The 22,064-nt window shown below is 53.3% G+C and carries 18 protein-coding genes and 1 pseudogene; 8 read left to right on the top strand and 11 right to left on the bottom strand.

Going from position 1 to position 22,064, the window contains the following annotated elements; genetic code table 11:
• Together RCH93_RS16200 and RCH93_RS16195 are read left to right on the top strand one after the other, a co-directional pair.
• Window positions 1-570, top strand: a pseudogene (locus RCH93_RS16200) (YidE/YbjL duplication); the annotation flags it as partial.
• Between the two features lie 526 nt (window positions 571-1,096).
• Window positions 1,097-1,708: a hypothetical protein gene (locus tag RCH93_RS16195; protein WP_306549464.1), complete on the top strand. Its 612-nt coding sequence runs from the start codon at window positions 1,097-1,099 to the stop codon at window positions 1,706-1,708.
• A 455-nt stretch (window positions 1,709-2,163) separates the two neighbouring features.
• Here the strand turns inward: RCH93_RS16195 and RCH93_RS16190 are convergent, their stop codons facing one another.
• From RCH93_RS16190 to RCH93_RS16170, 5 genes are all read right to left on the bottom strand, one after another.
• Window positions 2,164-3,711 (bottom strand): YadA C-terminal domain-containing protein, encoded by a 1,548-nt coding sequence (locus RCH93_RS16190; protein ID WP_306549463.1) that lies wholly within the window; start codon window positions 3,709-3,711, stop codon window positions 2,164-2,166.
• A 72-nt stretch (window positions 3,712-3,783) separates the two neighbouring features.
• Complete coding sequence (locus RCH93_RS16185; RefSeq protein WP_306549462.1) at window positions 3,784-3,972, bottom strand: hypothetical protein; 189 nt, start codon at window positions 3,970-3,972, stop codon at window positions 3,784-3,786.
• A 473-nt stretch (window positions 3,973-4,445) separates the two neighbouring features.
• Window positions 4,446-5,834: a sigma-54 dependent transcriptional regulator gene (locus RCH93_RS16180; RefSeq protein WP_306549461.1), complete on the bottom strand. Its 1,389-nt coding sequence runs from the start codon at window positions 5,832-5,834 to the stop codon at window positions 4,446-4,448.
• Window positions 5,822-7,696, bottom strand: coding sequence for a histidine kinase N-terminal 7TM domain-containing protein (locus tag RCH93_RS16175; RefSeq protein ID WP_306549460.1), 1,875 nt, complete (start codon window positions 7,694-7,696; stop codon window positions 5,822-5,824). The genes RCH93_RS16180 and RCH93_RS16175 overlap by 13 nt, the downstream gene beginning before the upstream one ends.
• Window positions 7,697-7,876: 180 nt before the next feature.
• Complete coding sequence (locus RCH93_RS16170) at window positions 7,877-8,230, bottom strand: transposase (RefSeq protein WP_373693310.1); 354 nt, start codon at window positions 8,228-8,230, stop codon at window positions 7,877-7,879.
• Window positions 8,231-8,666: 436 nt separating this feature from the next.
• Between RCH93_RS16170 and RCH93_RS16165 the strand changes: the two genes are divergently transcribed.
• Together RCH93_RS16165 and RCH93_RS16160 are read left to right on the top strand one after the other, a co-directional pair.
• Complete coding sequence (locus RCH93_RS16165; protein ID WP_306549459.1) at window positions 8,667-9,032, top strand: hypothetical protein; 366 nt, start codon at window positions 8,667-8,669, stop codon at window positions 9,030-9,032.
• Window positions 9,033-9,085: 53 nt separating this feature from the next.
• Window positions 9,086-9,565 (top strand): hypothetical protein, encoded by a 480-nt coding sequence (locus RCH93_RS16160; RefSeq protein ID WP_306549458.1) that lies wholly within the window; start codon window positions 9,086-9,088, stop codon window positions 9,563-9,565.
• 223 nt (window positions 9,566-9,788) lie between these two features.
• Here the strand turns inward: RCH93_RS16160 and RCH93_RS16155 are convergent, their stop codons facing one another.
• Window positions 9,789-11,360 carry a bifunctional GNAT family N-acetyltransferase/carbon-nitrogen hydrolase family protein gene (locus RCH93_RS16155; protein WP_306549457.1) on the bottom strand — a complete coding sequence of 524 codons (1,572 nt, stop codon included), beginning with the start codon at window positions 11,358-11,360 and terminating at the stop codon, window positions 9,789-9,791.
• A 593-nt stretch (window positions 11,361-11,953) separates the two neighbouring features.
• Window positions 11,954-12,856, bottom strand: coding sequence for a pirin family protein (locus tag RCH93_RS16150; RefSeq protein ID WP_306549456.1), 903 nt, complete (start codon window positions 12,854-12,856; stop codon window positions 11,954-11,956).
• Window positions 12,857-13,379: 523 nt separating this feature from the next.
• On the opposite strand from RCH93_RS16150, the gene RCH93_RS16145 reads away from it, so the two are divergent.
• From RCH93_RS16145 to RCH93_RS16130, 4 genes are read left to right on the top strand one after another with little or no spacing between them, the layout of a single operon-like run.
• Window positions 13,380-14,003, top strand: coding sequence for a paraquat-inducible protein A (locus tag RCH93_RS16145; RefSeq protein WP_306549455.1), 624 nt, complete (start codon window positions 13,380-13,382; stop codon window positions 14,001-14,003).
• The gene (locus RCH93_RS16140; protein WP_306549454.1) at window positions 14,000-14,623 is read left to right on the top strand and encodes a paraquat-inducible protein A; all 624 of its coding nucleotides are present in this window, start codon (window positions 14,000-14,002) and stop codon (window positions 14,621-14,623) included. Before RCH93_RS16145 ends, RCH93_RS16140 begins: the two co-directional genes overlap by 4 nt.
• Complete coding sequence (locus tag RCH93_RS16135; RefSeq protein ID WP_306549453.1) at window positions 14,620-16,251, top strand: intermembrane transport protein PqiB; 1,632 nt, start codon at window positions 14,620-14,622, stop codon at window positions 16,249-16,251. Before RCH93_RS16140 ends, RCH93_RS16135 begins: the two co-directional genes overlap by 4 nt.
• Window positions 16,244-16,855, top strand: a complete 612-nt coding sequence (locus tag RCH93_RS16130) for a membrane integrity-associated transporter subunit PqiC (RefSeq protein WP_306549452.1) — start codon at window positions 16,244-16,246, stop codon at window positions 16,853-16,855. The genes RCH93_RS16135 and RCH93_RS16130 overlap by 8 nt, the downstream gene beginning before the upstream one ends.
• A gap of 454 nt (window positions 16,856-17,309) precedes the next feature.
• On the opposite strand, the gene nhaB is transcribed toward RCH93_RS16130, so the two are convergent.
• From nhaB to lpdA, 4 genes are all read right to left on the bottom strand, one after another.
• Complete coding sequence (nhaB, locus tag RCH93_RS16125) at window positions 17,310-18,935, bottom strand: sodium/proton antiporter NhaB (RefSeq protein WP_306549451.1); 1,626 nt, start codon at window positions 18,933-18,935, stop codon at window positions 17,310-17,312.
• Between the two features lie 139 nt (window positions 18,936-19,074).
• Window positions 19,075-19,443: a translation initiation factor Sui1 gene (locus tag RCH93_RS16120; RefSeq protein WP_306549450.1), complete on the bottom strand. Its 369-nt coding sequence runs from the start codon at window positions 19,441-19,443 to the stop codon at window positions 19,075-19,077.
• 13 nt (window positions 19,444-19,456) lie between these two features.
• A complete protein-coding gene (gene pyrC / locus RCH93_RS16115; RefSeq protein WP_306549449.1) occupies window positions 19,457-20,467 on the bottom strand; it encodes a dihydroorotase in 1,011 nt (336 codons plus the stop codon).
• A gap of 13 nt (window positions 20,468-20,480) precedes the next feature.
• On the bottom strand, window positions 20,481-21,902 hold the full coding sequence (lpdA, locus tag RCH93_RS16110; RefSeq protein WP_306549448.1) for a dihydrolipoyl dehydrogenase: 1,422 nt from the start codon (window positions 21,900-21,902) through the stop codon (window positions 20,481-20,483).
• Between the last annotated feature and the right edge of the window lie 162 nt (window positions 21,903-22,064).

Raw genomic sequence — 22,064 nt, 5'->3', positions numbered from 1 at the left:
GAAACGGAATTCAGTTTTGTTTCCCTGGCGCTGGGGCTGGTTGCCGGCGGACTGATCGGACTGCTTCCCATTCCGGTCCCGGGCATCGGCAGCGTCAAGCTGGGATCCGCCGGAGGGCCGCTGGTCATGTCCCTGGCGCTCGGCTATATCGGTTGTCTTGGCCCGTTCAATTGGCGAATGCCGGTGGTGGCCAACATCGTGCTGCGCAATCTTGGCCTGACCATCTTTCTCGCCGGAGTCGGCATGTCTTCCGGGGCGCCGTTCGTCCAGAACATCGGCGGCGCCGGCCTCAACATGCTGTTCGCCGGCATGGTCGTCCTGCTGACTGTTATCCTGATGGTGCTGCTGCTCGGTTATTACGTGCTGGGGATGAACTTTGACGACGTGCTTGGCGTGGCCAGCGGCGCCACCGGCAACCCGGCGATTCTCGCCTATGCCAATCAACTGGCGCCAACCGGCAAACCCGACATCGGCTACGCGATGATCTTTCCCGGCGTGGGAACCGTGCTGAAAATCATCATCGTCCAGGTGATGCTGGCCATGTCCAGCGGCGCCGTCCCCACACCTTAACCCCATCAATGCGGAGACCGTCGGCTGCAGTGATGGACAAAAGGCAGGGAAAAAGGGGTCCGACCCCTTTTCTCCACCGATTGCCATCACACCCAACCACGCTCCGCGTGATTCAACATTCAAGATCTGACCCTGGTAATCCTGTCGCCGAGTTTGTCAAAGCTATTGAAGAGAAAGGAAGCAGGGTCAGTGGGATAGGCTCGTGGTCTGGTGGGACAATGTTATTGTTGAACGATTATGGAAATCCATGAAGGATGCGCTGGTGTATTGGTTACCTGTGACCCGATTGCGGTGGCAAGAACCTCGATTATGGAGTATCTGGACTGGCAAACAAATCTCGGCCCCATTCACAATTAGAAAAAAACACTGGACGAAGCACATACCATGATGCTTCCGGCGGTTGAACAGGCCGCCTAACAGCAGGCAGAGTTTTCATTAAAAATAAAAAAATACCGAAATATCGAAGCTAACTCCAAACATAGTGCATGGAACCATCAATTTCAACACCACAAACAGAGGTACAAATATGTATAGTAGACAAATATCATTAAAAAAAATAATTATTTTTTTAACAATTGCCACGACAGTATCCTTTTCAGCATGTGCGAAAGAAAAGAAATCAAAAGATGTTACCGCACAAGCAGCAGAACAAAATACTGCGATTGAAACGCAGCAGAGAAATCCAATTGTACAAATTCAAAATCCATCAAAAATTACAGTTGCCGCAGTAAAGTCTGGCGTTCAATCCTGTGCACCGAGAATTGATCAAGTATCGAAATTCTTAACATCTCAATCGGAATCCACAAATGCTCTTGTCTTTCTTCCACCAAATAATCCAAACCAAAGTCTAGTATCAGTATCCATGGAAGTGCCTCTGCCCGGTATGGCCACCTCCGCATATGCAAGCGAAAGTTTTGCACCAAATCAGGCAAATGGATGCGGAGGTATGTATGAAACAGTGACTTACTGGAAAAATAGGTGTGCCGATGTGGCTTCTAAATCTTTCGGTAACCTGAAGCGGATCAATGCGTTTTCGAAAACGATCATTGCGCTTGATGGTGGCATTTCTACAAAAATTTTTTTGATGCCGGCTGATAATAATGGCTGTATTTCGATTAAAAAAGAGGTCGTTCAATAAACAATGGCCTCGTAAAGGGTATTTTTGACAACCGGTTAATTTTCAGATTTCTCCCGCCACCTGCCTTACATTTTATTAAAAAATTGCGCAATATTAATTAAATGCGAGACAAAATAAGGTTTCACGCGAAAAACCACAACCAGTTCAACATGCTTGATCAATGCACCCATTTGGGACCCAAGTGACGCACCCTTCCGGTCAACTCTTGGGCAGGTCTTTTCCAGCAGTATATCTTACCCAAACTCCCATTGGAGTCCCTACGCCAATATTACCATAACTGCAATGGTCGGCCCACCAAGGAACTATACGCCCCATGATGGGCTTGATCATCCTTCAGCAAATAATGATTGTACCGACCAGGAGGCGGTTGAGCAAATGGCAGCTTTATAAACCAACTGCCATTTGCTTTTCCTTAGGCGTAACAGATAGATACGTTACTGAACCTCTCTGATTCGTTACCAAGAATAGCCAAAACCAGCGTTAACCGAGGCATCTCCATTACTAATCGCGACACCCGTTTTAATCACTGCGTTGTCAGACACCCTGACACTTCCACCAACCGCGAGGGCGCTTTGGCTGTTGTAATATCCATAACCGGTACCAAGAGAAAACTTTTTATTTGTATCAACCTGTGGAATTCCAGAGAACGCACTGCTCATTGCAATACCTCCTGAAAGTTTATCCTCTGTACTCCGTAGCTGTCCAAGATTTACTGCATCGTATGTTGATGTACCATCAGCAACGCCATGTACCTGCGATGGTCCACCAGATGTTGTGCTAAAAGTTGCTCCAGAATCATCAAGCGTCATTGACGTAGAATGGGTTCCACCGCTAAGCGTTGTGGCACTTTCAGTGACGACTAACCCATGCGTATTTCCAAGTCCGTTTGTCAACGTTACAGACGTTGATGACTCAGTCGCTACCCCGGATGACATTGTGATAACACCGTTAGAATCAACAACTGCATGAGTTGTAGATTCTCCATTATTGACAGCAATGATACTCTCAGATGTCGTTCCATTGGTTACAAGAACACTAGTTCCGTCAGATACGCTAGTTGTTGCAGATGAATTTGACGAATACGTCAAAGTTCCATTGACGTACAAGTTGCCATTAACGAGCGTATTTCCATCAATACGGTTCAGGTAAGTTGCACCTGCGATAACTGATTGGCTCGATGCCGTGCCAACACCGTTGAGCTCAGTGCTTAATGTTGAAGCATCCGTTGAAAGTGTCTGGGTTGTCCCATATACACTAATACTACCTCCTCCCGTGACGTTTAAATTAGCCAGACCAGACGATAGATTCATATTTGCGTCTGATCCAGTGACAGTTGTTGCCGTAGTACCAGAAATTGTATTCGTTGCTCCATTTATTGTGTTGGTTGAAACAGCAGCAACTCCGATAGTATTTGTTGCCCCATTCGCAGAAAGATTGCCAGTTATTGTTGATGATCCGGAAACAGTCTGATTCCCACCGACAGTGACGTCGCCGGTTGTTGATAGCGTTCCTGTTGAAACGGAACCAGATGAGACCACCCCTGAAGCTGTGATATCTGCAACACCAGAAATATTGTTGTTGTTCATGTTCAGATCGCCACCGGTCACGTTGACCCCAGTCCCATCTATATCCACCGTGCCATCGAAATTAATTGTCAGCGTGCTGGTTCCGCTCTGCAGTTGCGTGGATGTTCCACCGATTGCAGTCATAACAGTCTCGCCACCATCGACAATTTGGAAATATTCACCCGTAGTAGCGTCTGGATTACTGTTGATGATGATGCCGCGATCTGTTTCTATAGCACCACTGTCTGAACTCGTAATGCCAGAGCTCGAAATGACAGTTGCTGGACTACTCTGTCCCCCCGATAAGGTTGCATCAGAACCATCTGTACTGGGTGTACTTGAACCATCATTAATTAAGTCTGCGGCGAACGATCCACAAGGTATCGCAAAACCACTTAGTAAGACTGCAATCATCGTTCTTTTAAATGTTTTCTTCATTGCAACAAAACCTCCTTAAAAAGAATTAGTCATTTACCACCGGCAGAGCCGATGATCTGAGTTCTGAACCGCTCAAAGCGGTTGGAAATCACGCGTCCCTAGTGGTACTGGTTTTTCAAATAACTTGAGTTGGCCTATCAACTGGCCATTGGCGATGATGCCCATAATGGTGTCGACATTGAAAGCTGAGCGCATTTTGGTTTCACTCAACGTTTGCTTTTCCCGGTGGTTGCGATAAAGGATGCTCTTGAGGGTCAGCATGGGTGCTTTAGTTTTCAATTAATTGATATTAAATTAATTATTTTTTATCCTGGGATTTCATGCGATAAATAGGGCAGTCTTGATACCGCCCCATGCAATACATGACTATATTGGGCACAGTTTGACCGGTGATGTTATGGCAATAACATTCGGGAAAGGGTGCCCTGGAATAGACGCAAAGGTAGGGGATATCTTGAGGAAAAGGTTCCCTGTTTGACGTTTTCATGATGTCGTGTAAAGCATAAGGCGTGCCCAACATGAATCATCTTGAATTTGCGTAATTTGTTTTAATTTCGTGCGGTTGTTTTAAGATATTAGGTATGCGGAAAGGCTAGTAGGTATCCAAAAAAGATATCTATTGCAAATAGCGCAGAGCTAGCGGTGTATTGCGAATGGATAAGGAGGTAAAATTCGGGGTCGTTTCGGTTTCGATGCAGACAGGGGGGAGGAGCAGAGTTATGACGAGAGCAGAATTATTCTTCTTCGGTAGCAAGCCCATGTTTCACTAGCCGTCGGCGGAAAGTGTAATAATTCATACCAAGCATGGTGGCTGTTTTCATCCGCTTACCGCCACAGAAACGAAGAGCATGTTCGAGAGACCATTTTTCAAGGGAATTCATACTGCAAGGAAAAGGAGGAGGGGCGTAGGGCGAGATATCGAAGGCTTCCGAAGAGGCCGCCGACCTTGGTAGATCCATATGCTCGACAAGATCGTTGCGCGTAACAACATGACCGGCGTTGAGTGCAACTCGGCGGATAACACTTTTTAACTGACGGATGTTTCCTGTCCAGGATATCTCAGTGAGCGCGCAGCGGGCAGTATCATCAAATACGGGTAAATCGCGCCCCAACTCATCACAGGTTTCTTGCAGAAACTTCAGTGCAAGGGGAACTAGGGCAGCCTCGATGTCGCGGAGCGGCGGTAGCTGGATAGTGACATCAGCCAGTCGGTAGTACAGATCCTCGCGAAAACGACCGCACCTTATTTCTTCTCGCAGGTCGCGGTTCGTGCTGGCGACAATGCGCAGGTCTACCATTTTTTCTGTAGTCCCGCCGACAGGAACGAAACGCTTTAACTCAACAAAACGCAGCAGCTTAGCCTGCATGGCTAGCGAGCATGTATCGATATCATCCAAAAAAAGTGTCCCCCCTTGAGCTGTCTCAACCACTCCAACGCGGTGCCTGTCGGCTCCGGTGAAAGCGCCCTTGAGGTGACCAAACAGTTCACTTTCTGCTAGATGTAGCGGCATTGCCCCCAGTTGTACGGTGATAAAAGGTGCGTCACGGCGTGGGCTAAAGTTGTGGATTATGCCGGCCAGTCGAGATTTCCCGCTGCCGGTCTCCCCCTGCAAAAGGATATTAAATGAGGTGCGGGCTACCCGCAGTGCTTGCTCTGCCACCGCCAACTGGCGTGGCGTGTTGCCGATCTGCGCAGTCAACGATGCAGCCAGTTCGCCTGAAATGTTCTCGATCTCACGACGTTGCAGCAGCGGAACCGCTGCTTTGTCAATGGCAGCCAGAAGCTCATCGGTATCCACCGGTTTACGGACAAAAGCAGCAACTCCAAGCTCGATAGCCTTGAGTAGGTAGGGTGTTTCCGTAAAGGCTGTGCAAAAAATCATCGGAGTAGCTGGGTAATTCTTTTTCAATAGAAGTGCCAGTTCCAAACCATCCATAACCGGCATGCGGATATCGCTGATAACCAAATCAGGGCAGTGTGTTGTAAAAATTTGAAGTGCCTGCTTTCCGTTTATCGCCTGCAATATTTTATCATAATACAACTCAAGAAAGGCGGCTGTTTCACGACGCAGCTCATCTTCATCTTCTACCAACAGGATGGTCAATCGTTTCAATTCATGCATGTTTCTTTATCCAATGGCAGTTCAATTCTAAACACTGCTCCTTCAAAATTTTCCAAGAGGCTAAGTCGGCCTTCAAGGCTATCTTCTATAATCATACGTGACATATACAGACCTATGCCTGTGCCACCATTTTCATTTTTTGTAGTGAAATACGGATCAAAAATTCTTGGCGCAATATCGGCTGGTACGCCACAACCATTATCTCTGATGTCAATCAAAATGTAGCTATCATCGCTGAGCGACATACCAATAGCAATTATTCCTTCTTTGGGACTGTCATGGTTAAGTTGTCTGCTTTCTAAAATGGCATCTCGGGCATTTGCCAATAAGTTGAGAATAACTTGCTTGAATTCGTTTGGGTGCCCATGGGTTTGTTGTTCGGCGCAATTATTGACGGATATTTTAATCTCTATACCACTGCTGGTAAGTTGGTGTTCAAAGAGTCGGATCGAAGCTACAATGCAGTTGTAGGGCGAAAAAAGTATTTTTTGCTTTTCAATTCGGTAAAAACCACGAAACTCTTCTATAGTATCAGACATGTACTTGATTTGACGCATGGCATTTGCCTTGAATTCATCCATGTATGCGGGAGTTAGCGGATTAATGGCAGCCATGGCGTATGTTCGCTGTACAATCATCCCCAATGTGGCTAGTGGCTGACGCCATTGATGTGCTATGGCTCCAATCATTTCGCCCATAGCAGCCAGGCGGGAGTGGTTAGACAGGAGTCGTTCTTGGGCCACGCGTCGTTTGGTTTCTTCTTCTACCTTCATGAGCAGCGAGTTGTTCAATGTTTCCAGTTGCTTTTTTGATTCAAGCACTGTTTTTTCAATACGTTTCAACTCCGTTATATCGTGAAGCAAAACAAGATAGCCTTGCAATTTTTTGGTTGATGTTATCGTCGAAATGGAAACACGCCAGAAACGATTCTCTTCTACGGTGTCCTCAAGATAGGTTTCACAGGGAGCATCGGTTCCTAGTTTCAGTTGACTTTTCATCTGTGGAATTCGGGCGAGAATAGCTTGATACACTTCATCTAACCTAGGGGTTAGCGTGTTGCCCGCTAACTGGCGAGCTGATTGGTTACAATCTACCAGTTCACCGCTAGTATCCATCACGAGCACCGGCTCGCTGATCTGGCCGAATAGCGCTGCTCGGGCCAGCGGTACCACATCTAGCAAATGATGCCTGAATATTGCCAAAGCATAGAGAACGCCTGACACTAAAAGGCAGGAGGTTGTCATGGAAAACCCCTTGACTGGTGATGGCTGCAGTATTTCAACCATAACGGGTAAAATCGTCGCAAAAATGAGCAGGATGCAACGAGGCCATTGCTTGCGTCGCTGAGTCCAGAATATACTGGACAGAATCCCAACAGAAATTAAATTTGACGATATTACATAAAGAGCATGAATTTTGTAATATGGCCCTGGCTTGAACCCCAACACTAATAATTTGCTGATCTGATTAATATAGAAATCAGATCGAAATAATGAGTGCATGTCATTTGTCCATACAAGAAAAAATGATACGCTAGGAATAATGCTAATTATTGCTAGACGTCGATTAGTTAACCAGTTTCCGTGCCCTATCGATTCGAGAGATAGTGCTATAATTGAAGGAGGAATGAGGCATACGAATGTCACTCCTGTTTTAAAAAAATAAATTTTCAATGAAAGGCTAGTTGCCGCAGTATTGAGAGCATAGGAGCACGACCAACCAGCCATCCCCACCATAAGCCAGAAAAGAGGGATTGCCGATGGATAAACCTTGCGTTGATTCCAGGAATAAATCGCTATCCCAGTATTGACCAAGGTTGATAGTAAGGGTGAAATGCAATAAGGCGTATAATAAAAAGGCATTGCAAATTAGCGGGTATTATAATTTGTAGTCATATACTACCGGCAGAGCCGGTGGCTCGCATCCTGAACCGCTCAAAGCGGTTGAAAACCTAGGACCATCTATTCAAATAACTTTAGTTGATCTAATCGCTTGTCTTCTTTTCCCTGATGTTGGAGTATGCCCTTACTGCCTCTTCGTCCTTACCAACTGTAGATACGTAATAACCTCGTGCCCCAAAATTTTGGCCGACGAAATCCTTCTTTCTTCCCTGAAAATTTTTGAGCAATTTGGATGGCGCTTTTTCCTTTGATAAAACCCACGACCTGGGTAACTGAGTATTTGACTGGAATCACATCGCAAGCATAATGTGGATATGATCCGCCATGAGATGCCCTTCGATCACTTGCATTCCTACTGTCGTGCCAATTCTCGGAATATCTCACCCAAATATTTCCGCAAGTCACCGAAGATCCTTTCTTCCAATACTTCGGTATCCATATGACATGGTACTTGCAATCCCATTTAGTGTGGCTTAGGATTTGTTCGTCGTACATGGGAAGTCTCTTCTTCGTGAACTTTGAGCGGTTCAGAAGTGGCAGACTTCCCATTTCTCCCGTAACTGTCAAACATTGGGAGTCCACCGACAGAGCCGGTGGTTTACCCTTTTATTATTACCATCAAGCCCCCGCTGATTTTTTTTCTGGAGGTTGATTCTCCACAAAGACTGCTTTGGAAAAATTTACGAGACAGCAGTGATTGCCCTGCTCCTTTGTTTGGTTCTTTATTGGGCATTACTGGTAGCAGATTTTCCACTTAAAGGCCTGTCAATTTTTTTCATAACAACTTCTAGTGGTGATTTCTTCCGTTCTTCGGACTTATCATTCAGACTGAGTAATTTCACCCACACTTCCCCATTGCATCGATTAGTTTAGTAAACACTCAAACTTTGCGCCTCAATTTCCCCTCCTAACCACAAAGGCCAAGCAATCCATGACCATCACACATCCAATTGTGTATGCAGCCTTCATCAGCCTTTTCCTCACCTCTTCCTCTCTGGCTGCGCCGGTAACCTGCCAGCAGATCACCGAACAGGCCGAGCAGCAGCAGGCCTTGTTCAATCCCCCATCGAGCTATGCGGTCATCGGCAAGGGACGCTTGTATTTCCACACCGCGCCCGACAACAGTTGCCGCTCCCGCGAGGTGTTCGTTATTACCGGCGATGAACTCATCGCCTACACCGAATACCAGGGTTGGTATTCGGTGATGTACATCAATCCCCGATCCGGGCAGGACTTCCATGGTTGGGTGCGGCCCGAACGGTTGACCATGCGCGGCACCATTCGACCCGCATATTGATCGCCAAGGGATGCGGCCACAACCCCACCATCAATCACACCGGGAGAACCGAGATGGATCTTGATACCGCTGAAAGAGTCATCGCTTTTCTGGAGTCGCACAAGATGAGCCTGGACTGGTGGAACTACCTGCTGATTGCCCTGTTTTCCATCGCCGGAGGCTACATTGGCGCCGATCAGATCAAAAAAGGGGAGCTGAAGGCCATCAACGAGGAGTACGAAAACATCTTGGTGGGCAGTTTCGGGGACAGGGTAAACAACACCCCGCTACATTTTCTATTTCGCGCCAAAAAGGAGGCGGATATCGAAGACGAACGGATTTTTCAGACGTTCGGCTTTCGCTCCAAAAAAGCGGCGCGCATGGTCTGCAAGGATCTCGAATCACTGCGCAACAATCTCGCGCCCGCGCAGGACATCGCCTTCCACGCCTTTACCCAGGCGGCAAGAATGCCCCGCGCATTGCATCGGTGCACCGCAATCAAACAGGAGGCGCACGCCTTCCCGGCCTTCGCCAAACGAGGCCCGCAGCGTTGATCTCTTTCGTCACCCTCTTTTCGGGAATGCCCTTTCCGGCATAATGCCGCAACGCTTCCGTCCTTTACAGGAGAACCGTCATGTAACTCACGCAGATGAGCATTGAACAGGCCGCTCAGGGATCACTGGCGGATGTCATGGAATGCGCACTCCGGCATCAGCGCGGAGGATGTCGCCGCCTTCTTTGCCCAAGGCACAAAAGGGTTGGCTGTTTCTATCGATATTACCGCCCGGTCCATTTGACTGAATAGAGGTCGTGACGACGATCTTTCAGGTTTTGCACCGTGCCGTTAGCACGCGCCATTTGCAGGGCATCAATATTCAGATCCGCCAATAAAACGGTTTCGGTGTTCGGGTTGGAATCCGCAGCAATGCCGTCGCGGGAAAAGGGGAAATCACTCGGGGTCAAGATGCAACTCTGCGCATATTGAATATGCATATTCTTAACGTGCGGCAGGTTGCCCACGTTACCCGACAGAACCACGTATATCTGGTTTTCGACAGCACGAGCCTGACAGCAATAGCGAACCCGCAGATAGCCTGCCCGTTCATCTGTGCAGAAGGGAACAAAAAGCATCATCGCTCCCAAGTCAGTTAAACGACGCGCTAATTCTGGAAATTCCGAGTCATAACAAATCAAAACCCCTATGAGGCCGCAATCGGTTTCGATGGGGCGTAAAATATCACCGCCTTCCACATTCCACCAGGTTTCTTCATTGGCGGTTGGATGGATTTTGGGTTGTTCATGCACTTGTCCATCACGCAAAAAGATATATGCAATATTTAAAATGCGTCCGTCTTCTTTGCGCGTTGGATGAGAGCCGCCAATGATATTGATGTTGTACCGTAAGGAGAGTTCACGCATGGCGTGAATAAATTGAGGCGTTTGCCGTGTTATTTCTTCAATGGCGTCAGCAGGACTTAAGGTCTGCTCCTGCATAGAGAGCAACTGCAAGGTGAACATTTCTGGAAACACAACAAAATCAGCTTTATATCCAGCGCAAACATCAACAAAATATTCAACGATCGACATGAATTCATCAAACGAGTTGACACGTCTTTGCAAGTATTGCACAGCAGCGACACGAACGGTTGCCGGCAATCGGCCCCGATCACCCGCCCATTTCGGTTTGGCACTGCCATCAGGCGCCAAAAGCGGATTTCGCCACATCAAATGTGTGCCCCATCCCATGGAGTCCACATCCTCTTTCAGATAACCCGGCATCAGGCCAATGACTTCAAACCCGTTACGTAATTGAAAATTAAGGACATAATCCCGAATTTTTCCGGCTTTGGCCAACTCAATATAATTTTCCGCTGTTTTTACTTCCTTGATCCTCTTACGCAATCCCGGTAATCGGCCACCAAAAACAATGCCTTTGATCTCGAGCTTTTGCACGAACCGTTTCCGCTGATTATAAAACCGCTGCCCTATTCTATAACCTCGATAAGCTGGATCGACACATACATCCATGCCATACATCCAGTCTCCATTCTCATCATGCCTCGACCCATAGCCGTCACCTGTAATGGCTTCCCAGGTATGCGCCTTCAGGGCAAACTTACCGGAAATCCGAAAACTGGCGCTATAACCAACCACGACATCGTCTACTGTCGCCACCCACTGTCCCTCAGGAAACTTGCGTATATGGGTACGAATCATGTCGGGGGTGTAATTCGGCATGTCTTTGTCATATACCCGGTGCGTCAACGCACTTATCTCTTCCGCTTCTTCAATTTTGGCAAGGCGGATAGTTAACCGATGTTTTTCGGGAATATTTTTACGATTTGTCATGATCTCTCTAGGTTATAAAATGATACGATGAATGAATATGTTTATTGAAGAATAGATATGGCTCAGTTCATTTGGACACTTTTTCCTTTTTACCCGATATTCTACTTGTTCATACTGCCGCCTGTTCAATCGTCACAAACATCACTATACACGATTTACTTGATTGAATACCTGGCATATAAAAACGGTTGAAATATCAGATTGATTTTTCCAGGATCAATACCCGCGCACTTATCCTTAATTGCAACCTGACAAGCGCTTATCACGAACTTCTAAATGAAATTAAAAAAAGAGATACCTCGAAGGCAAAGCAGACAAGTTGCCATTACCGATGGGTTCTACTCCCGCAACTGGAAAAATGACCGCAATGAGGGGGCAGACTAAAGAAACTACACTCTGGAGAAACGAGAAATAACTAGAGGATGGGAGTCGACTGACCGTACGCGATGCGTATAGTAGCCGAAACTGTTGAATATTGAAACAATAACTTCCAATTGATCTTCCACATCGGCTGCAGTTAGGCCATTGAGTGAGAGTTAGATCAATAATCATTCGCAAACCTCTCCTTGAGCCGAAAACGTCTCCACGCCTACCTATTTGACAAACGTGCCGTTGCTGTATTCCTCAAAAGCTACACGCAACTCCTCCTGGGTATTCATGACTATCGGACCGTACCAGGCCACCGGTTCCTTGAGCGGTTTTCCTGAAACGAGCAGAAAACGAACAGATTGTTCAGTCGTTGTCACTTGTACGGTGTCGCCACTCCGTTCAAACAGCACCACCGTCTCACGCTCACAGATACATCGGCGCTCCACGTCAGTCCAGCCATGGCCCACCACTTCATACGCGTAGGCATCACGGCAGTCGTCAAAATAGCTTGCGCCTTCGAGCACATACACAAAAAGAGTATGATCGATTGGTGAGGTATGGGAGAAAACCGTCCCTGGCGGCACGGTGATGTCAAGCATTGCCGGTTCGATGACAATATCACGCACCGGCCCCAGCACACCGGCGACCTCACCGGCCACCACCTTGACCTGTACGCCGTTTTCCAAGGCAACTTCCGGTATGTCAGTTGCCTTGACCTCCCGGTACCGGGGCGACATCATCTTTTGGCTGGCCGGAAGATTGGCCCAGAACTGGAACCCCCACATAGTGCCCGTAGGACTTTCTTTGGGCATTTCCTGATGGATAATGCCACTGCCGGCGGTCATCCACTGAACGTCCCCGGCGCCGATGACGCCCGCATTGCCCATACTGTCGCCATGCTCGACCAGCCCCTCCAGCACATAGGTGATTGTCTCAATACCTCTGTGCGGATGCCATGGAAAACCCGCGAGGTATTCGTCGGGATTGCTGGTATGGAAGTCGTCCAGCATTAAAAACGGGTCGAACTGCGGCACCTCGGAATACCCGAAGGCGCGTTTGAGATGCACACCGGCGCCTTCGATGGTGGGGCGGCTTTTGAAAACCTTGGCGATACGGCGAATGGTCATAGGTATTCTCCATGGTCGAAATGGATTAGGGGAAGACAACCGCGGGCGTGATCCGAAGAAACTCTTATTTTTTTCGTGCCACCGCGAACAGCTCCACACTTACTGTATCATGCACCAAATGCATGCCAAGACGCTCGAAATATTTGCACGATCCGTAAAGGACATCCCAGAGGGTACGATCAATATCAAACGCCGCGTGGATCTTGATGCTGCCTTCCGGCTGCCGAGGCCGGGCAAAGATTGGCAAAAATGTAAAATTGACATTGTCGCGAGCTGCTATGCGTTGCGCGCCTGCCGCAGAGAGCGCCCTACCCTATTTTTTGTTCCATTCGCCTGCTTTTCTCCGTAAAAATTGGTCGTTAATTTATCCATCCTCGTTTATAAACCTGATGCAATCTCGCCTGCGGCCGGTTGTATTTTGTGCAGCCGCCGCTGGGCACGATAGAGCGGTCGGAACCTTGCGGTTTCCGCGCCATCGAACCCCTTACAGACTCCTCTCCCGTTATTGCCCATGGCTTCGAATGTGACGACCAGTAATCAGCGCCGGCCCAGTGTGGTCGCCTGTCCCGACTGCGACCTGCTGAACCGCTTTCCGGAGGATTACCGGTCCACGCTGCTTTGCGCGCGCTGCGGGGCGGTTTTGTATAGGCGGCGTCCGAACAGCATCGACCGTTCGCTGGCGCTGGCGCTCGCCGCGCTCTTCCTCTTTCTGCTTTCCAACAGCTTTCCCTTTCTTGCCATGAAAAGCGGCGGCTTCGTCCAGGAAACCACGCTGTTGACCGGCATTCGCGAATTGTGGAAACAAGGATTGCAAGGGCTGTCGTTGCTCGTCTTACTCACCTGCGTGGTGGCGCCGTTGGCGCAAATGCTTGGCTTGCTCTATATTCTGGCTCCGCTGAAGTGGGGCCGCCGGCCGGCCGTCGGCGCCGCCCGCGTTTTCCGCCTGGTGCAGGAAATCGCCCCCTGGGGCATGATGGAGGTCTTTATGATGGGCGTTCTGGTGGCCTTGGTCAAACTGGGCCACATGGCGACCATTGTTCCCGGCGTTTCAGTCTATTCCTTCGGGGCCTTAATCTTTGTCATGGCCGCCGCCTTTTCCTGCCTTGATCCCCACCTGCTGTGGGACCGCCTGGACCTGCGCCGATGAAGGAATGCGCCACCGCCCGTCAACTCGGCCTGGTCAACTGTCACGACTGCCGCCTGCTGGTCGAGACGCCGCAGCATGCCCATGGCCGCTGCCCGCGTTGCGGCGCTCGTCTCCACCAGCGCAAACCCAACAGCCTGGCGCGCACCTGGGCGCTGGTGTGCGCGGCGATTATTTTCATTATCCCGGCCAACCTTCTGCCCATGACCATCACCACCACCCTGGGGGCCAAGCAGGCCGACACCATCCTCAGCGGCGTCGTCTATTTCATGCAGAGCGGGTCCTGGGAGATTGCGATGGTGATTTTTATCGCCAGCGTCTTTGTGCCGTTTGCCAAGCTGAGCATCCTGATTACGCTTCTGCTCAGCGTGCAATTTCGGTCCGCCTGGAGGCCCAAGGACCGGACCACCCTGTACCGTTTGACCGAGCTGGTTGGCCGCTGGTCGATGGTCGACATCTACGTCGTGACCATCCTGGTGGCCCTGGTGAAACTCGGCGCCGTTGCCGCGATTGAGGCCGGGCCGGCCGCCGTCTACTTCGCGGCGGTGGTTGTTGTTACCATGTTTGCTGCTGAAAGTTTCGACCCGCGTCTTATTTGGGATGCCATTGAGGAGGATGTATGACCGACAGCTCACAAGCCGAGCACCATGCCGCAACCGCCAAAATTCAGGCCAGACGAGGCTTTTCCATTGTCTGGATTGTGCCGATTGTGGCGCTGGTGATTGGCGGCTGGCTGGCCTTCAAGGCCATCAGCGAAAAAGGACCGACCATTGCCATCACCTTTTCCAGCGCCGAGGGGCTGGAGGCCGGCAAGACCAAAATCAAATTTAAGGATGTCGAGATTGGCCAGGTTGAAACCATCGTCTTGAGCGGCGACGCCTCCCACGTGGTGGTCTCCGCCAAAATGATCAAGGGCAGCGAACCGTATCTGACCGACCAAACCAAGTTCTGGGTGGTCCGTCCCCGGATCAACGGCGGCTCGGTTTCCGGCCTGGGCACAATGTTTTCGGGCGCCTACATCGGCATCGACGGCAGCAAAAAGGGCAATCCCGCCTTTTCCTTCACCGGACTGGAGACCCCGCCGGTGGTGACCGTCGGCCAACCGGGACGGCATTTCATGCTCCATGCCGAGGCCTTGGGCTCGCTGGATGTCGGGGCGCCGGTGTACTACCGGCAAATCCAGGTGGGCCAGGTGGTGAGTTACGGCTTTGACCAGGACGGCAAGGCGGTGGACGTGAAAATTTTCATCGAGGCCCCGCATCACACCCGGATTACCGAAAACACCCGTTTCTGGAACGCCAGCGGCTTCGACGTCAGCCTCAATGCCCAGGGACTCAAGGTGGACACCCAGTCGATGATCTCCATTGTCAGCGGCGGCATAGCCTTCGACGCCCCCAGAGAAGGCACGCCTGGGGAGGAAGCCAAGGAAAACGCCGTCTTCTTTCTCTACGCCGACCGGAACGCCACCCAAGAGAAAAAATACACGATGCGCAACTACTGGATGCTGCTGTTCGACGAATCGGTGCGCGGGCTGAGCATCGGCGCGCCGGTCGAACTGTACGGCATCAAGCTGGGCGAGGTCGTCGACCTCAGCCTGGAATTTGACGTCGACAAAAAGAAATTTCAGGTGCCGGTGGTTATCGCTGTGGAACCGGAACGGGTGAGCGCCGCCAAGAAAGAAGCCGCCTTGAAGATCGTCGAAACCAACCCCGAGGCCTTTATGAAGTCTCTGGTCGAACAGCAAGGCCTCCGGGCGCAGTTGCAAAGCGCCAACCTGCTGACGGGCCAACTTATGATCAATATGGTCTTCGCCCCGGACGCTCCCAAGGCCACCCTTTCCCGTCATGGAGACTTCCGGGTGATCCCGACCATTCCCGGTTCGTTTGAAAAATTGCAGGAAAGCTTGAGCAGGATCATCACCAACCTCGAAAAGGTCCAGTTCGACCAGATTGGCGCGGAGCTGCAACAGACGCTCAAGGAGACGCGCAACACCGTGAACGGGTTTGGCGGATTGGCGGGGAAACTCGACAAAGAAACGGCTCCGCAGGTGCAGGCGACGCTCGCGGAACTGCAGAAAACCCTGGTTGAATTGCAACAAAGCGTGGGCAAGGATTCGCCGCTGAATTACAACGCCCGCAAAACCCTGGAAGAACTGAACCAGACGCTCCGCTCGTTTCGCGAACTGGCGGACACCCTGGAACTTCGGCCGCAGTCGGTCATCTTCGGCAAGGAGACAAAAAAGAATGAGTAAGTCGATTTCATCCCTGCGTTGCGCCGTGCTGATTGCTTTTTTAGGCGCAGCCTTGACGGCCTGCACCGGCGCCTCGCCCCAAGTCGTCTACTACAGCCTGCTGGAGACGGACGCAGCCGCGACCGCCGCGCCGCGTCACGAGCAATTGGTTCTGAGCGTTGGCCCGATCAACATCCCCGACGTCCTGCAAAAAACCAACATCGCCACCGGCGGGACCGACGGCCGCTACCAGCTCAGCGAGTATCATCGCTGGGCGGGCGAGGTTGACCGGGAACTCGCCCGCGCCCTGGTTGAACGGCTCGCCGGCAGGCTTGGGACCGAACAGGTGTATCTGTATCCCGGTGATCAGCGCATCGAACCAACCTTTCAGGTCGCGCTGGACGTGCTTGCCATGAACGGCGAACTGGGCCAAGAGGTCACCCTGTCGGTCCGCTGGACCCTGATCGATCCCAAGGGAAAACGCGCGCCGCTCTCCCGACTCAGCCGGTTCAGCAGCCTTCCCGCAGACGCAAGCCATGACGCCTGGGTTAAGGTGCAGCGGCAGAACATAGACCGCCTCAGCGAGGAAATCGCCGCCCTGATCAAGGAGCGCACCCGATCGTAGTTGCGCCGACGCTGCAAACGCCGGCCTCATGCCATTGCTCTTTCAACCGTGACGCGCGTCTGTTTGTCGACGCGCACCGCGAGAATTCTCGCAACGACCCGAGATCTCTCCCGTGCGGTCGACAGGCTGCACGCATGGCGCTTGATTGCGGGTTGTTTGGGTTGGCGTGGGGGTGTGGAGGGACCGCGGGAAACGGGACGCTGGAGCGTGGGAACGATCATAACCAGAGACCGAGAGCTGGCCGGCGACCGTAGCCTGGATGCAGCCTGCGGAATCCGGGGTTTGCTTTGAAGTGTTCCCGGATTCCGTTGCACTTCATCCTGGCTACGAGGAAGAGTGCACAGCAGGCCTCGTTTGATTGAGAATTGGAACAAGGCACAGCGCAGCCGACCAACACCAAGGGCTATCGACATTCGATAGCCCTTGGTGTTTTGGGGCAATGGGAAAACCGGGTTTAGAGAAAGAGGTAGGTTGCCGCCAAGCCGGCCAGCGACATGGTGATGGTGTAGGGCAGGGCCAGCAGCACCATGCGGCCGTAGGAAAGGCGAATCACCGGGGCCAGGGCCGAGGTCAGCAGGAAGAGGAAGGCGGCCTGACCGTTGGGGGTGGCGACGCTGGGGATGTTGGTGCCGGTGTTGATGGCCACCGCCAGCTTGTCAAGCTGGCGCATCAAGGCGCCTGCCTGCTCGGCCGCCGCCTGCGGCAGGCCGGCCAGGACCTCCTTGCGGGCGACATGCGGGTCGGTGAGTTTGTCCATCAGCTGCTCGCCGGTCATGCCGATGTCCGGTATGGCGCCCAGCATGGCGACAAAGTGGGTCTTGGTTTCCGAGATGTAGACCGTGGCCACAAAGACGTTGTCGGAGATGGCGGAAAGCAGGCCATTGGCGATGTAGTAGGCGGCCAGCTGGGCATGGCCCTGGAGGCTGAGCACGTAGTTGATCACCGGGGCAAAGAGATGCTGGTCGTGGATGACCGCGACGATGGCGAAAAAGACCACCAGCAGGGCGGTAAAGGGCAGCGCCTCCTCAAAGGCCTTGCCGATCTGGTGTTCTTCAACCAGGCCGTTGAAAGCGGTCAAAAAGACGATCACCGAAAGGCCGATCAGGCCCACCGCCGCCAGGTGAAACGCCAGGGCGCCGATCAGCCAAAGACCGGCTATCGCCTGGATAACCAGCTTCATCTTTCCTTGAAAGCCGCGCTTGGCGTCCCTTTGGGTTTCTGTTTCCAGCAGGTGGGAACGAATGTTGCCGGGTAGTTCAAAACCGTAGGTAAACCACCGCTTTTTTTCCACGTAGTAGCACGTCCCCAACCCCACCGCCAACACCGGCAGGGAAACCGGCGCGACCTTGAGGAAAAAGGTCATGAAGGTCCAGCCCATCTCGCTGCCGATCAGCAGGTTCTGCGGCTCGCCCACCAGGGTGCAGACCCCGCCCAGGGCCGTGCCCACCGCGCCGTGCATCATCAAATTGCGCAAAAAACCCCGAAACTGCTTGAGCTCCTCCTGCTCGGTTTGTTTGAGCGCCAGATCGCTGCTCAGGTCATAGACGTCGGCGCTGCTGTCCTTGCCGGAAATGTAGCGGTGATAGATGTCGTAAAAGCCGTAGGCCACGGCGATGATCACGGCGGTGACGGTGAGGGCGTCAAGAAAGGCGGAGAGAAAGGCCCCGGCAAAGCAAAAGAGCAGGGAAATTTTGTATTTTGACTGCACCTTGACCAGGATGCGGGTGAAGGTGAAGCGGAGAAAATCCTTCATAAAAAAGATGCCGGCCACCATGAAGATCAACAGCAGGATCACCTCGAAATTGTTCAGGGCTTCATGGTAGACGGTCTCCGGCTTGGTCATGCCGATGAACACCGCCTCGATCGCCAGCAGGCCGCCAGCGGGCAGCGGATAGCACTTCAGGGCCATGGCCAGGGTGAAGATGAACTGACCAATCAGCACCCAACCGGCGATGAACGGCCCGTATTTGCTGAGCAAAATGGGGTTGACCGCCAAAAACAGCAGGATGGTCAACTTGTACCAGAGGGGCGCATTGCCGAGAAAATTGCGGGCAAAGGCGTGGGGATAGGATCGGGGCATGGTGTGTTCTCCTGGGTTGAAACAACAGGGACGGACCGTTTGGCTGCGAGGCGCAAACAGCCCGCGTGCGTGGATGCGTCGCTGGCGCCCGGAAGAGAGGCGCGCAAACGACGAATTCAAGACAGGAACGCCGAGGCGGTCAGCCGCCGGCGCGCTTGACCGTGTAGCCGAGCTTTTCCAGGGTCTCCACCAGCTGGTCGCGGTGTTCGCCCTGGATTTCGATCACCCCGTCTTTAACGGCTCCGCCGGCGCCGCACTTCTTTTTCAATTGTCCGGCCAGGTCGCGGAGCTGCTCGGCCCCAAGCAACAGGCCGCTGACCGTGGTCACGCCGCTGCCTTTGCGCCCTTTGGTTTGTCGACCCACCCGAACAATGCCGTCGCCCTGCGGGGCTTTGGCCATTGCCTTGCAGCCGCAGGAGGCAACCGGTCGATTGCAGCCGGGACAGATTCTGCCGTGTTCGCTGGAATAGACCAGGCCGGTCGCTCCTTTTTTGCTCGTCGTCTTCATGGCTTCGCTCCAATCACTCCCGACCCCGGCTGCCTTCGTCCAGGGACCAGCGCAGGGTTTGCCCGGCCAGAAACGGGCGCACCGCGCCGCACAGTTCCGGAACCCGCCAGGGCGTGCGGAGCAGTTCCACGGATTTTTGCGGCGGGGTTATCTGGTAAAACCGGGCTCCGTTGGTCGAAACAAAATCCGCCAGCCGCTCCAACCGCTCCGCCTCCTCAAACAGCTGGGCCAGCATCGGCAGGGTCACCGGCGCGGAGAAGACCCCAGCTGCACAGCCGCAGCATTCCTTTTTATGGCGGGGATGCGGGGCCGAGTCCGATCCGAAGATCAACCGGGGATGCCCCCCGAACACCGCCTGACGCAGGGCGTCGCGGTCGCGGGGCGTCTTGGCGATGGGTTTGCAGAACAGATCCGGCTGGAGCAGGCCGCCGGCAACGTCGTCCAGGGTGATCATCAGATGATGCAGGGTGACGGTGGCGGCGAGGTTGTCATACCTGTCGAGCAAGGTAACCGCCTCGGCGGTGGTGATGTGCTCCATCACAATCCTCAGGCGGGGAAAGGTCTCGGCCAGCCATTGGTAGACGCGCAGAAATTCCCGTTCCCGATCCATCACAAAGCCGTTGGTCTCGCCGTGGACCAGCAGCGGGATGCCCAGCTCTTCGAGCAGGGCCACGGTGGGGCCGATCCGGTCGAAATCGCTGACCCCGGCCTCGCTCTGGGTGGTGATCCCGGCCGGATAGAGCTTGAGCCCGATGATCTCCCCCCTGGCCTCGATCAGTTCCTCCCGACTGTATTCTCGAAAAAACAGGGTCATGTAGGGATGAAAGGACGCGCCACCGCAGGCCCGGAGAATGGCGGCTCGGTAGTCGCGCAATCGCGCCAGGGTGTCCACCGGCTGGATCAGATTGGGCATAACCACCCCGCCGGCAAACTGGGCGGCGCTGAACGGCGCCACCAGGTCGAGCATCTCCTGCTCGCGCAGGTGCAGGTGCATGTCAAGGGGGGCGTCAAGGGTCAGGCGCATGGTCGGATTCCGTTTATTTGGCCCGGCCCGTTTTCTTGGGCGGCAGGACGTCGGTGATCGAGCCTTCGACCATCTCGGCGGCAAAGGCAAAGGTTTCAGCCAGAGTGGGATGGGCGTGCACGGTTTTGCTGATGTCCGCAGCCGTGGCCCCCAACTCCAGGGCCAGGGCCGCCTCGTGGATCAGTTCGCCGGCGTTGAGGCCGCAGATGCCGGCGCCCAGGATGCGGCCGGTGGCGACGTCAAACAGCGCCTTGCTCACCCCATTGCCGGCGCCGACGCTCAGGGCTCGGCCGCTGGCGCCCCAGGGGAACTTGCCTTTGTTATACGCCACCCCCTGCTGTTCCGCCTCTTTTTCGGTCAGCCCCACCCAGGCAATCTCGGGCGAGGTGTAGGCCACGGCGGGAATGGACCGGGGGGCAAAGATCGCGTCACGGCCGGCAATCACCTCGGCGGCAACCTTGCCCTGATGGGTGGCCTTGTGGGCCAGCATCGGCTCGCCCACCACGTCGCCGACGGCGTAGAGGTGGGGAATCGCGGTCTGCTGGCGCTGGTTGACCGGGATAAAGCCGCGCTCGTCCAGCGAGAGGCCGATGGTCTCCAAACCCAAACCCTGGGTGTTGGGGCGTCGCCCGACAGCCACCAGCACTGCGTCAAAGGTTTCGGTAATCGCGGTTTTGCCCTCAAGCACCACCTCAATCCCGGCGGGTTGGGCGGCGACCGCCGCCACCCTGGTTTCGGTGCAGATCCGGAAGCGCTTCTTCAACTTCAAAAACAACGGCTGCACCAGGTCGCGGTCCGCCGGCGGGATGATCTGGCTCTGCAGCTCGACGATGGTGATCGCAGCGCCCAGCGCGCCGTAGATCTGGGCCATCTCCAGGCCGATGACGCCGCCGCCGACGATCAGCAGCCGCTCGGGCACGCGGGTCAGGGCCAGGGCGTCGGTGGAGTCCCAGATGCGGGGATCGTCCGGACACCCAGGCAAAACAAAGGGATGCGAACCGGAGGCAATGACGGCGTTGGCGCAGTGCACCCTGGTTTCGCCGTCCTTGCCGTCAACCAGCAGCATCTGCGGCTCGACAAAGGTTCCACGGCCGATCAGCCGGGTGATCTTGCGGGCCTTGCACAGTCCGTCCAGGCCGTTGGTCAATTGGCTGACAATCCTGGCCTTGTGGCTGCGCAGAGCGTCCAGGTCAATCTGCGGCGAGCCGAAACAGACCCCGAATTCGGCGGCCGCCTGCGCCTCTTCAATCACCGCAGAGGCGTGCAGCAGGGTTTTGGAAGGAATGCAGCCCACATTCAGGCAGGTCCCGCCCAGCCGACCGCCCTGCTCGATCAGGCAGACCGAAAGGCCCAGGTCGGCGGCGCGGAAGGCGGCCGCGTATCCGCCCGGCCCGCCGCCCAGCACGGCCAAATCAAGGTGTAATTCATGCGCCATGGAAAGCTCCTTTGCAAAAAAATGAGGGCCAGTATACCAGCATTGGCCGCGCATGCTCAAGCAATAGCCGCAAAACCGAACCAATCAGCCAGCGGCGCCAGCATCTCGCCGCCCCGGATCGACAAAAACGTCGCACCTTCCACCCTATTGAACAACAATCCA

This window comes from Desulfobulbus sp. (assembly GCF_030824455.1).
In the GTDB taxonomy this organism is placed as follows: Bacteria; Desulfobacterota; Desulfobulbia; order Desulfobulbales; family Desulfobulbaceae; genus Desulfobulbus.
Note: the sequence above shows the minus strand (reverse complement) of the source record. Positions and strands in the feature narration are given on the sequence as shown.

Coding starts and splice junctions, on each gene's coding strand:
- RCH93_RS16195 (WP_306549464.1), top strand. CDS start 1,097: ATGTATAGTAGACAAATATCATTAAAAAAAATAATTATTTTTTTAACA.
- RCH93_RS16190 (WP_306549463.1), bottom strand. CDS start 3,711: ATGAAGAAAACATTTAAAAGAACGATGATTGCAGTCTTACTAAGTGGT.
- RCH93_RS16185 (WP_306549462.1), bottom strand. CDS start 3,972: ATGCTGACCCTCAAGAGCATCCTTTATCGCAACCACCGGGAAAAGCAA.
- RCH93_RS16180 (WP_306549461.1), bottom strand. CDS start 5,834: ATGCATGAATTGAAACGATTGACCATCCTGTTGGTAGAAGATGAAGAT.
- RCH93_RS16175 (WP_306549460.1), bottom strand. CDS start 7,696: ATGCCTTTTTATTATACGCCTTATTGCATTTCACCCTTACTATCAACC.
- RCH93_RS16170 (WP_373693310.1), bottom strand. CDS start 8,230: ATGTACGACGAACAAATCCTAAGCCACACTAAATGGGATTGCAAGTAC.
- RCH93_RS16165 (WP_306549459.1), top strand. CDS start 8,667: ATGACCATCACACATCCAATTGTGTATGCAGCCTTCATCAGCCTTTTC.
- RCH93_RS16160 (WP_306549458.1), top strand. CDS start 9,086: ATGGATCTTGATACCGCTGAAAGAGTCATCGCTTTTCTGGAGTCGCAC.
- RCH93_RS16155 (WP_306549457.1), bottom strand. CDS start 11,360: ATGACAAATCGTAAAAATATTCCCGAAAAACATCGGTTAACTATCCGC.
- RCH93_RS16150 (WP_306549456.1), bottom strand. CDS start 12,856: ATGACCATTCGCCGTATCGCCAAGGTTTTCAAAAGCCGCCCCACCATC.
- RCH93_RS16140 (WP_306549454.1), top strand. CDS start 14,000: ATGAAGGAATGCGCCACCGCCCGTCAACTCGGCCTGGTCAACTGTCAC.
- RCH93_RS16135 (WP_306549453.1), top strand. CDS start 14,620: ATGACCGACAGCTCACAAGCCGAGCACCATGCCGCAACCGCCAAAATT.
- RCH93_RS16130 (WP_306549452.1), top strand. CDS start 16,244: ATGAGTAAGTCGATTTCATCCCTGCGTTGCGCCGTGCTGATTGCTTTT.
- nhaB (WP_306549451.1), bottom strand. CDS start 18,935: ATGCCCCGATCCTATCCCCACGCCTTTGCCCGCAATTTTCTCGGCAAT.
- RCH93_RS16120 (WP_306549450.1), bottom strand. CDS start 19,443: ATGAAGACGACGAGCAAAAAAGGAGCGACCGGCCTGGTCTATTCCAGC.
- pyrC (WP_306549449.1), bottom strand. CDS start 20,467: ATGCGCCTGACCCTTGACGCCCCCCTTGACATGCACCTGCACCTGCGC.
- lpdA (WP_306549448.1), bottom strand. CDS start 21,902: ATGGCGCATGAATTACACCTTGATTTGGCCGTGCTGGGCGGCGGGCCG.